Raw genomic sequence first — 10,658 nt, 5'->3', positions numbered from 1 at the left:
TCGTTGCTGAAAGTTATCTTTTAAGGTTTTTAGTTAAGAACTTAAAGGTATTAAATTATTAGGATATTTAAATTACATTCTAAAGTTGTTTATCTATATTAGTTTAGAGATGAAATATAGTTTTTCAATTGAATCAGTGATTAAACTTTGAGCATTCCTTTAAATGGGTGCTCTTTTTTTATTTTAATTATTTTTGCTAGTGAAGTTGATGTAATAAATAGATAATGCGACACTTCGTGTCGAGTATGAACTATGAGTGTGTGTAAAATTTCTTTTTATTGGGGTTTACTCACACTCACACATTCACTAACGCTAATTTTAAAAGTGTTGCAATATGTCATCTCCATTATCAGAAAATATTAAATTGAAAAAATTTTCATAGATGAAAGAAAGGATAATCAAATCATAGAGTAGAATATTAAGACTAGCAAAGGATTGTTATATTATTTCCGAAAACGTTTTCACAATATCTTCTTAGATAGATACTGATATAAATTTAATAAGAGTAAGGGACTAATTACTTTTATTGAATTATATATAAATGGGTAAGTTTTATAATTTATTATAATAGACTAACTTATATAAGAATTAACAAGGCTATTTACTATAAAATTTACTTAAAATAGCTCAAGGGGGTTGTATCATGGATAAAAGGGTTTTATTTTGTTTATTATTAACGATTGTTATACTTTTTTCAGCGTGTAATCAAGAAGAACTACTGCAAAATCCAGCTCAAATGGTTATTAAGGTAGTTGATGGAGATGGAGAGGGAGTAGCTGATGCTAATATTAGCATAGAAGGACTAGCTGCTGCTAAGACCAATAGTCAAGGTCTAGCAAATTTTGATGAGATTAGACAGGCAAAAATCAAAGTTATAATATCTAAAGCAGGTTATGATAGTGAGAAAAAGAAGGTTGTTTTAACAGATTTAAGTACAGAATTAACTGTTAAGCTGACTAGAACAGAGTTAGATAAAGATGAGATGATTATAGTTGATGCTAAGCAGTATATTGATATTGATGACAATATGATAAAATTTTTATTCAAGACTAATCCAGCTAATAGGGTTAACCTTTATTTAGGAGAGAGTAGTGATGACTTAGAGAAGGTTAAAAGTAACATAGACTATAATAATCAGGGTATTAAGGTAGGAAAACTTATACCTGACCAGACTTATTACTATAAGATAGAGGCAATAAATGGGAAGAATACAATTTCAACTAAGGCCTTATCCTTTAAGAAGATGGGGAATACAAATAACTGGTCTCCTGCCCAGTGGGCAAGGGAGTCTATCTTTTATGAAGTCTTTGTTAGAAGTTTCTATGATGGGAATGGTGATCAAATTGGAGACTTTGTAGGGTTAAAGGAGAAGATACCTTACCTTAAAGAGTTGGGTGTAGATGCATTATGGTTGATGCCAATCAATGATAGCCCAAGCTATCATGGCTATGATGTAGTTGATTATTATAATACTAATCCTGATTATGGAACTTTAGAAGAGTTTCAAGAGTTTTTGCAGGTTGCCCATGACAATGGTATTAAAGTAATTATGGATTTAGTAGTGAATCATACTTCTAGTAGGAATCCATGGTTTGAAAGTTCAGCTTATGAAAAGGGGAGTAAGTATAGAGATTATTATGTATGGCAAGATCCCTTTGATAATATAAATGAAAGAGGACCTTGGGGACAAAAAGTTTGGTATAAAGGATCTACCAAACAAGCCTATTATGCTGACTTTTGGGATCAAATGCCTGATTTAAACTTCTCCAATCCAGAAGTAAGGTCAGAGATGAAGAAGATAGCTAGATTTTGGTTAGACCCAAATAATGATGGTGATTTTTCTGATGGAGTAGATGGATTTAGATTGGATGCAGCTAAGCATATTGATGATAAAGATGCTGATGTAACCCACAACTGGTGGCAAGAGTTTAATACAGCTGTAAAAAATGTCAATCCAAATGCCTTTTTAGTAGGAGAAAATTGGGCTGAAACCGATAAGATGGCACGTTTCTTTGAAGATTTGGATGCATCTTTTAACTTTAGTTTAGCAGATAGAATGGTAGAGGCTGCAAATGGAAAAAATGTTGATATTATCAAAGAATTAAAAGAGATTCATGCTAAATATAGTAGCTACTCTGATAAGTTTATCGATGCTACCTTCTTAAGAAATCATGATCAAAATAGAGTAGCAGTAGAATTATCTGATAACAAAGATAAGATGAAATTGGCAGCTTCATTATTATTGACCTTACCAGGAACACCATTTATCTATTATGGAGAAGAACTTGGTCAAATAGGTGCTAAACCCGATGATAATATTAGAGAACCCTTCGATTGGTATAGTGATGCAGAAGGTAGGGGTATGACGACAATGGATAAAGGAGGTTTCTATCATCCTATGGCTTATACTAAAGCTAATGATGGAATCTCCTTAGAAGAGCAAGAAGGAGTGGAAGATAGCATCTTTGAATATTATAAGAGGCTAATTAGAGTTAGAAAAGCTAATCCAGCCTTTTTCTATAGTAAAAACTATACTAAACTAGATATTAATGGAGCAAATTATATCTATAAAGTCGAGTCACCCCAAAATAATTATGACTTTTTTGTTATTCATAATTTAAGTGATTCATTACAAGAGATTCCAATAAATGTTGATGCCTATGAGATATTAACAGCTATTAATTATAAGGACTCAGACGTTTTAGAGATACCACCTTATGGAACAATGATTTTAAAGAGTAGAGCAACAAAAAACGAATTATTTAATATTAAAAAGGTAGTTTTTAACTATCAAGCTAAACCTAATGTAGATAAAGTATTATTGTTAGGAGATATGACTAGCTGGGAGATTAAAGATGGACTTGAGATGGAGGATAGAGATAATGATGGAATTTATGAGGTTGCATTGAACTTAATTTCAGGTCAATACAAGTATAAATTTATTACAGAAACTAAAACTATAGACCCTAATGCTCCACTAAGCTCTGATGGTCAGAAGAATCAGATTCAAATTATTAAGAGTGATAATAAAAAGATCATCAACCATACCTTTAGCTTTGCTCTGCCAGAGGATATCAATCAAGATGCTATAGTAACCTTGGCAGGAGAATTTAATGGTTGGAACCCACTAAATACTGAAATGATTGATAGAGATGGTGATGGGGTTTATGAGGTAACTCTGAGTTTAGCACCTGGTGAATATCAATATAAATTTGTTATTAATGGTGGAGAGCGTTGGATTTCTGATCCTAAAGCTAGCAAATATAGTGGTGATGGCAATCGAAATAGTATCGTTATAATTGGTGGACATGAGTTTAGTTATGAGCCTACTAAAGCTATTGAAGGTTTAATGCTAATAGGCGATATGAATGATTGGAAACCTTTTACTACTATCTTAACAGATACTGCTGATAAAGGAGTATATGAGACTAGTATTTGGTTAGAACCTGGTCAATACAAGTATCAGTTAATTGAATTAAAGGCCGAACTTGACCCTAAGGCAAAAGAAGTTGATGGTGTTAACCTTATTACAGTAGAATAAGACCTTAATTTGTAGCCCTAGGGATATTTCTAGGGCTTTTTATTTAAAATTTATAAAGGAAAAAAGTAACTTTTGTCGTAATGTTGATAACAAGAATCAGTACAATTAATTTGTTGAGTTGGTAGTTTGGAGTGAGGTAGTTAGGAAGAAGCTAACCATCCAACCACCTTTCCACCTAACTTAGAAACTGTTGTAATCTATCCATGGAGTTTGATTTTGAATTTATATATAGTCTGGTTATTTGAAATTTTAATAGTTTAAAGGTATAAATAATAAAGATATATTAAAATATATATAAGAAGATTATTAGATTCCAAAACAATTTACAGGGGGATGATAATATGCAAATAGGGGTTATTGGTTTGGGAAAGATGGGTAAGAACTTGGCATTAAATTTATTGGATCATGGTCATCAAGTAATAGGATATGATATGAGTGCTGAAGGCTTAGAAAGAGCTAGAAAAGAAGGGATTGAAGGTACTGATAGTTTGGAAGAATTAGTAGATAGCCTTTCAGCTAGGAAGGTTATCTGGATGATGATACCTGCTGGAGATCCAGTAGATAATACACTTAAGAAGCTAGAACCACTTTTAAGCAAAGAAGATATTATTATAGATGGTGGTAATTCAAACTTTAATAATACCTTGAGGCGATCGGACTACCTTAATCAAAAAGGAATCCATTTAGTTGATGCTGGAACCAGTGGGGGAGTTGAAGGAGCGAGAAATGGTGCCTGTATGATGATTGGCGCAGAGGATGAGGTATTTGCTTATTTAGAAGATCTTTTTAAGGATGTAAATGTAGAACAGGGATATTTACATACAGGTCCAACAGGAAGTGGTCATTTTACGAAGATGGTTCATAATGGTATTGAGTATGGTATCTTACAAGCAATTGGAGAGGGCTTTGAGATTCTTGAGGCCAGTGAGTTTGAGCTAGATTATAAAGAAATTGCAAGGGTTTGGAATCATGGTTCTGTAATCAGAAGCTGGTTAATGGAGTTAACTGAGAATGCTTTCAGTAAAGATCCTAAATTAGATGATATCAAAGGTGTTATCAACTCTTCAGGTGAAGGGCTGTGGACAGTAGAAGAAGCTCTTAAACTCAAGGTGCCAGTTCCTGTGATTGCTAATTCACTTTTTGTTAGATATCGTTCTCAGCAGGAGGATACTTTCTCAGGTAAGGTGATAGCAGCATTAAGAAATGAGTTTGGAGGTCATAATGTTGAAAAGAGATAGGTTAGAACCATGCCAGTTTATAATCTTTGGTGGTACAGGAGATTTGACTCATCGAAAATTGATTCCAGCCTTTTATAACTTACTGGATCAAGGATTATTACCTGAAAAATTTTCAATAATAGCTACTGGAAGATGTGTTGATAATCAGGAAGCATATTTAGAAAGTTTATATAAATCATTACAGAAATTTGTGGAAAGAGAGATAAAAGAAAATGTATGGAACACTTTGCAAGAGAGGATTTATTATAAGTGTTTTGATATCTTAGATGAAGATGGATATCAGAGTTTAAGAGAGACCTTAGAAAATTTAGGTGATAAGTGTCAAAGTAAAAGTAGAAGGATATTTTATTTAGCAGTACCTCCACGTTTTTTTGGAACTATCGTAGGTTCTTTAGATAAATATAAGTTACTTGATTTTTCTGAAGAATTTTGGCCTAGAGTAGTTATTGAAAAGCCCTTTGGTTATGATCTCAAATCAGCAACTGAATTGAATGAGCAGATAACTAAGGTATTTCCAGAGGAGAATATATACCGTATTGATCACTATTTAGGTAAAGAGATGTTACAGAGTATGATGATGATTCGCTTTGCTAATTTAGTTTTTGAAGCGGTTTGGAATAATAAATATATAGATAATATCCAGATCATCTCTAATGAGAAGGTTGGAGTAGGAGAGCGTGGTGGATATTATGAGAAATCTGGAGCCTTACGAGATATGGTACAAAATCACATGCTACAGATTTTAGCATTAACTGCTATGGAAGCCCCAGCGGATATGAGTACAGAGTCAATTAGGACTGAAAAGATAAAGGTTTTAAAATCATTAGCTGATTTAGATGTTGAAAAGATTGATAGTTATGCTATCAGAGGTCAGTATGGCGTAGGAAAGATAGATGGAGAGAAGGTAACTGCTTATCAAAATGAGAATAATGTTGCTGATGATTCTAGTACAGAGACCTTTGTAGCTTTGAAGTTATTTGTTGATAATTTACGTTGGTCTGGTGTTCCCTTTTATATCAAAACAGGGAAGAGGTTGCACAATAAAGTAACAAAGGTGATTATTGAATTTAAGTCTTCTTTTCATCCTTCTTATCATAAAGAATTCAATGGTTTAAGTCCTAATCTCTTAGTAATTAAGATTCAACCTGAGGAAGGGATTAATTTTGAATTTAATGCCAAGGAGCCAGGCAGTAAAGCAAAGATTGTTCCAGTCAAGATGGATTTTTGTCAAAACTGTCAATTTGGTTTCAACTCTCCTGAGGCCTATGAGAGATTAATACATAGTGTAATGATTGGGGATCAAACCCTATTCACCCATTGGGATGAAGTAGAGTATTCTTGGAGATTTGTTGACCAGATAGCTCAAGCTTGGTCTGAAAATAAAGCTGAGTTAGCAACCTATCCTGCTGGCAGTAATGGACCACAGCAAGCAGAACAACTTTTAATAGATGAACAAAGAAAATGGTGGGAATAAATTAAGGAAGGTGATAATAATGAAAATATATGATATATCTATGACTATAGAATCAGACATGTTTACTTATAAAAATATCAAGGAGAATAGACCAGATATAGTTGTAACAAGTGATTTTAGTACTGGTGATTTTCATGAAACTGAGATCAAATTAAATTCTCATACAGGAACCCATGTAGATGCACCTTTACATATGCTAGAGGGTGGAGAAACGATAGAATATTTTAATATACAAAATTCACTAACTCATTGTCGAGTTTTGGACTTAACAGAGGTTGATAATAGTATAACTAGTGGTGATTTAGAGAGGTTCAATATAGAAAAAAATGAATTTATTATCTTTAAGACTAAAAATTCAGAGACCGATTATCTTAGAGAAAATCCTGCAAATTTTATCTATTTAGAAGCAGATGGAGCTAAATATTTGGCTCAACTAGGTGTAAAAGGGGTTGGGATTGATTCTTTGGGAGTTGAACGAGACCAAAAGGGTCACCCAACTCATAAGGCTTTATTAGCAAATGGGATTATCATCTTAGAAGGACTACGTCTAAAAGAGATTAATGAGGGAGAATATACCTTGCTATTAGCTCCTCTTAAGATTGAAGGAAGTGATGGTGCACCTGCTAGAGTATTATTAGTTGATAGAATGTTAAATGTTGATTAATTTAAGAAGATATTCATGCTATGAAATTGTATATAAGTGTTATGGTTTTTATTTAAATTCCATTAAATTCTATTTAATTCCACAAATATAATTGATATAATTATAGTAGTCTTAATTCTATAAATTATTTATACCAAAATATATAGCAAAAATTTCAGTAATGGAAGGATGATTTGATGAAGAAGCAGATATTATTAGTAGTGATAGGGTTAATCTTCTTTTCAAATTCTGTGGTAATGGCTGAAGAAAGGGTAGAGTTCAATGGAGGGGTTACATACAATAACTTTGTTTACTCTGACATTGATGGTGGGACATTAAATGAAGACTATTGGGTAAGAGAATCTTTAAATAGCGGTACTGGTTTTTATCTAGAAGGTTTAGTCTGGTTAGGTAGTAAGTGGGGTATAGGTGGGGGGATAGATAGAGCAGGTTCTTCTTGGTCTTCTTTTGAAACCTATGCTGATAGTAGTAGAACAGATTATCTATCTAAATATGATTTGGATGGATACTATGGTAAGTTATCTTATAGATTAAGTGATGAGATTAGACTAAATCTTGGTATCAGCAAGCATAATTTTGTAGAAAATTATATGGAAGATAATTCTTGGGAGAATGGGGCTTTCAATCAAGCTGTTGTAGCTGGAGATGGGCCTGGTTATTTATTAGAGGCTCAGGTTGATTATCCAGTTAATGATCACCTTGCATTGATTGGAAGTGTAGGTTATAGAAGAGCAGAGATAGATGTAAAACAATTATATAATTGGAGTGAAAATAAATTGGTTGACAGTCAAGAAGATAATACTATTGGAGTCAATGGCTTACGAGCAGGGGTTAATCTAGCGCTTAAATTTTAATAATATTGAAAAGAGCAGGCTGAGTCTGCTCTTTTTTTATAGGCAAAATACTAAGTAGCTTATGCAAATAAAGAGATTGATATAATGTAGAGATAATGCGACACTTTGTGTCGAGTGTGAGCTATGAGTGTGAGTGAAACTTCTTTTTATTGGGGTTTAATCACACTCACACACCCACTCATGCTAATTTTAAAAGTGCTGTAATATCCCCATTAATACTCATTTTATATAAAAACACAAGTTGATTTTAATTCCCATTATTCACCATTAATATTAAGTCTGAATAGACTATTTAAAGGAGGTAGATTATGGGATTTTTTTCTTGGGCTAAAAAGATAAAAAGCAAGATAGCTAGTCTATTTAAGCGAGAGTGCCATTGTAGGAATAAGGATGTAACCAAGCTAAATTTAGATGGGTTAGAGATATTCTTAGAGAGATGCTTTGCTTATGATAAACCCCATGAAGTTACAATTATCGTTCCAAGGGCTGAGTTGAGAAAGAAGATAAAAAAAGGTGAAGATATAGAGGAGATTGAGATATTGCTCAATAGTATTACTGTTGTTTCTTCTCCACAAAGACCGTCTCACGAGGGTGAAGATAATCAAGATCAATTACCTAAACCTCCCGAAATACCACGAAGAAGTATTAGTTCAAATGAATAACTTTTTTGAATATTTGATAGACTAAAAGCAAAATATAATAGAGAAAAGAAAGTAATAAAGGAGGTAAAAATGAAGAAGTTAGCAGTATTTTTAATTGTTATGTTATTAATTGGTACAGGTGTATTCTTTTATTATGCTCAACCTGAAGCTAATATTGAAGAAAGTGAGGCAGCATCAAGCTTTCAAAGTCTATCTCCTGAAATGCAGTTATTTGCTAGAACTCTTGATGCAGAAGCCCGAGGAGAGCCATATATTGGTCAAGTTGCAGTAGGTGCGGTGATTATGAATCGCATTCGTGATTCTAGGTTCCCTAACACTCTATCAGGGGTAATTTATCAACCTTGGGCATTTACAGCAGTAGCCAGAGGTCATATCTGGGAAGAGACTCCAAGTGACCAGATTGTAAAAGCCACCTTGGCAGCCTATCGTGGCTGGGATCCAACTTATGGTTGTGTTTATTATTATAATGCAGCAAAAGTAGAAACTAATTGGATTTTTTCTCGTAAAACTGTAAGAACAATAGGTAAGCATATCTTTGCTAAATAGGAGTGATAAATTTGGATTTTAAAACAATAGGTATAGTGATGTTGGTATTTGCTTTAGCCGCAGTAGGATATTGGGGATATAATCAATATGGTGCAATGCAGAATGTTCAAAAGGATTTAGAGAGTGAATTAAATAATAGATATGAAAATGCTTTTCAAGGTTTGAATCATCATATAGATGCTTTAGAATCGGAGCTAGGTACAGTCATGGTAGCCCAAGCTGCTGACAACCTATCTGTAAATCTATCAAATATTTGGCGTTCAGCTTATTCAGCACAAGAAGATATTGGACAACTCCCTCTGAGTGATAGTTCTTTGAATAATACCAAATCCATGCTACATAGGATATTACAATATACAAATCACTTGGATAAGAAGGTAGTTGATGGAGGATTAAATAATAAGGATAAGAAAATGTTGGACTCCTTTTATAAAAATGTTATGGTAGCAAATAAGAACTTAGAAGGTATTCACGATAAGATGATGCGAAAGAATTTTAAATGGTATAACAAGAAAAGAGTAAAGATGGATTCAGATACTGACCAGCAATATTCTGCTAGTCCTTTGGCTGGTTTAGTAGAATTGGATAAGAGTTTGAAATTAGATGAAATTCAAAAAGAATTAGAAGCCATCTTCCCTGATGGAGGTATAGAATTAAAGGATAGAGATGTAGCTTTAGCTCTAACAGAGGTGCAGGGTAAGACTGTAAATCAAAAACAAGCAATTCAAACAGCTAAAAGATTTATTAATAATCCTGAGCAATACAAGTATAATATTATAGATAAAGAGAAACTAAAGGTTAATGGTAGAACTATTGAAACCCATTTGCCTGCTCATTCAATTCAAGCAACAAATAAGAATAATAAGAATGAAAAGGTTTATATTGATGTCAGTAAAAAGGGTGGACAGGTAATTTCTTTGTTAAATAGCCGTCCTACTAAGGGTAAGAAAATAACTGAAGAGCAAGCTGAAGCCAAAGCTGCAGAGTTTTTGAAGAAGAATGGATATGAGCATATGGAGGTTGTATCAAGTAAGCCTTTCAATGATATTGCTATGATTGTGCTTGCTCCTGTACAGAAGGCAGGAGATTATGATGTGATTATTACTCCTGACTCAGTAAGTGCACAAGTAGCGATGGATAATGGAGAAGTAATAGGGTTTAATGGTATAGAGTATCTCTTGCACCATAAAGATAGACCAGAGAGTATGTTAATACCCAAATTTAGCATGGAAGAAGCTAAAAAGAAGATAAGTTCTAATTTAAATATAACTCATGAAAGATTAGTAATAGATACTCATGGTGGTGGAAAAGAAGTATTGTGCTATGAGTTCATTGGTGAAATAGGAGATGGACAAGGAGATGCTAACTATAGAGTTCATATCAATGCTATTACAGGTAAAGAAGAGGTTGTACATGGTGTTGATGATGATTTTTATAAGAATGTAAAGTAGATTAATTTTTAGTTTAAACCTAAGGCTAGTGAAGGTTTATCAATCCTAATCTTAGGTTTAAATTTCCATTTCTTTTTATAAAAAAATTCTTGACGTAGCTATTGAGATTGTATATAATAATATTTGTGTTAAGGGCGAATAGCTCAGTTGGGAGAGCACCTGCCTTACAAGCAGGGGGTCACAGGTTCAAGTCCTGTTTCGCCCACCAAACTAACAAGTTAACGGTTA

The 10,658-nt window shown here is 33.3% G+C and carries 8 protein-coding genes and 1 tRNA gene; all 9 read left to right on the top strand.

What is annotated here, in order from left to right:
* Positions 1 to 643: 643 nt before the first annotated feature.
* The 9 genes from ACTCDL_RS10790 (at position 644) to ACTCDL_RS10750 (ending at position 10,638) form a co-directional block, all read left to right on the top strand.
* Complete coding sequence (locus tag ACTCDL_RS10790) at positions 644 to 3,541, top strand: alpha-amylase family glycosyl hydrolase (protein ID WP_463176486.1); 2,898 nt, start codon at positions 644 to 646, stop codon at positions 3,539 to 3,541.
* A gap of 341 nt (positions 3,542 to 3,882) precedes the next feature.
* Positions 3,883 to 4,779: a phosphogluconate dehydrogenase (NAD(+)-dependent, decarboxylating) gene (gene gnd / locus ACTCDL_RS10785; RefSeq protein ID WP_463176485.1), complete on the top strand. Its 897-nt coding sequence runs from the start codon at positions 3,883 to 3,885 to the stop codon at positions 4,777 to 4,779.
* On the top strand, positions 4,763 to 6,253 hold the full coding sequence (gene zwf / locus ACTCDL_RS10780) for a glucose-6-phosphate dehydrogenase (RefSeq protein ID WP_463176483.1): 1,491 nt from the start codon (positions 4,763 to 4,765) through the stop codon (positions 6,251 to 6,253). Before gnd ends, zwf begins: the two co-directional genes overlap by 17 nt.
* A 40-nt stretch (positions 6,254 to 6,293) precedes the next feature.
* On the top strand, positions 6,294 to 6,917 hold the full coding sequence (locus ACTCDL_RS10775; protein WP_463176482.1) for a cyclase family protein: 624 nt from the start codon (positions 6,294 to 6,296) through the stop codon (positions 6,915 to 6,917).
* 176 nt (positions 6,918 to 7,093) lie between these two features.
* The gene (locus tag ACTCDL_RS10770) at positions 7,094 to 7,771 is read left to right on the top strand and encodes a hypothetical protein (RefSeq protein WP_463176481.1); all 678 of its coding nucleotides are present in this window, start codon (positions 7,094 to 7,096) and stop codon (positions 7,769 to 7,771) included.
* A gap of 308 nt (positions 7,772 to 8,079) precedes the next feature.
* Positions 8,080 to 8,433 carry a hypothetical protein gene (locus tag ACTCDL_RS10765; protein WP_463176480.1) on the top strand — a complete coding sequence of 118 codons (354 nt, stop codon included), beginning with the start codon at positions 8,080 to 8,082 and terminating at the stop codon, positions 8,431 to 8,433.
* Between the two features lie 69 nt (positions 8,434 to 8,502).
* On the top strand, positions 8,503 to 8,979 hold the full coding sequence (locus ACTCDL_RS10760) for a cell wall hydrolase (RefSeq protein WP_463176479.1): 477 nt from the start codon (positions 8,503 to 8,505) through the stop codon (positions 8,977 to 8,979).
* An 11-nt stretch (positions 8,980 to 8,990) separates the two neighbouring features.
* A complete protein-coding gene (locus tag ACTCDL_RS10755) occupies positions 8,991 to 10,430 on the top strand; it encodes a PepSY1/2 domain-containing protein (RefSeq protein WP_463176478.1) in 1,440 nt (479 codons plus the stop codon).
* Between the two features lie 132 nt (positions 10,431 to 10,562).
* Positions 10,563 to 10,638, top strand: a tRNA-Val gene (locus ACTCDL_RS10750).
* Positions 10,639 to 10,658 lie beyond the last annotated feature (20 nt).

This window comes from Orenia sp. (assembly GCF_055140805.1).
The sequence above is the reverse complement of the archived record's forward strand: the minus strand, read 5'-3'. Positions and strand labels throughout refer to the sequence as shown.